Origin of the sequence: Vibrio sp. HI00D65 (assembly GCF_001635455.1) — a bacterium.
Classification (GTDB): Bacteria; Pseudomonadota; Gammaproteobacteria; order Enterobacterales; family Vibrionaceae; genus Vibrio.
This window is the reverse complement of sequence record NZ_LWEH01000588.1, coordinates 1-873: the sequence shown is the minus strand read 5'-3', so window position 1 is coordinate 873 and position 873 is coordinate 1. Positions and strand designations below refer to the sequence as shown.

Annotated in this window: 3 tRNA genes; all 3 read right to left on the bottom strand. The window is 49.8% G+C overall.

Features of this window, described 5'->3' with window-relative positions:
* Positions 1-42 precede the first annotated feature (42 nt).
* Positions 43-118: transfer RNA gene (locus A3712_RS27200), tRNA-Gly, on the bottom strand.
* Between the two features lie 403 nt (positions 119-521).
* Positions 522-597, bottom strand: a tRNA-Gly gene (locus A3712_RS27190).
* Positions 598-651: 54 nt separating this feature from the next.
* Positions 652-727: transfer RNA gene (locus A3712_RS27630), tRNA-Gly, on the bottom strand.
* Between the last annotated feature and the right edge of the window lie 146 nt (positions 728-873).

Genomic DNA, 873 nt, shown 5'->3' with positions numbered 1-873 from the left:
ATTGCACTCTGCCAGAATGCTCTTCATGTTTCACTTTCAAATTGGAGCGACACACGAGGTTCGAACTCGTGACCTCAACCTTGGCAAGGTTGCGCTCTACCAGCTGAGCTAGTGTCGCATAAGTTAACCGCAGCTTTTACTGCTTTTGGCAATAGATAGCGTTTAACTGTAATGTGGTTGCGGGAGCCGGATTTGAACCGACGACCTTCGGGTTATGAGCCCGACGAGCTACCAACCTGCTCCATCCCTCGTCCGGATGCATTGTTTAAGTCAATGAGTCTATCAAATTGGAGCGACACACGAAGTTCCCGATCTTCAAGGCTTAGGCGTGACCTCAACCTTGGCAAGGATTGCACTCTGCCAGAATGCTCTTCATGTTTCACTTTCAAAATGGAGCGACACACGAGGTTCGAACTCGTGACCTCAACCTTGGCAAGGNTGCGCTCTACCAGCTGAGCTAGTGTCGCATCATGGAAAGGNCTTTCACCTNCCGATTACCGCTTTTGCGTTAATCTACAAATTGGAGCGACACACGAGGTTCGAACTCGTGACCTCAACCTTGGCAAGGTTGCGCTCTACCAGCTGAGCTAGTGTCGCATCACGGAAAGGTCTTTCACCTTCCGATTNCCGCTTTTGCGTTAATCTACAAATTGGAGCGACACACGAGGTTCGAACTCGTGACCTCAACCTTGGCAAGGTTGCGCTCTACCAGCTGAGCTAGTGTCGCATTCTCGGAAAGGTCTTTCACCTTTCGATTACCGCTTTTGCGTTAATCTACAAATTGGAGTGACACACGAGGTTCGAACTCGTGACCTCAACCTTGGCAAGGTTGCGCTCTACCAACTGAGCTATTCCCGCAAATTTTTTGGAGGC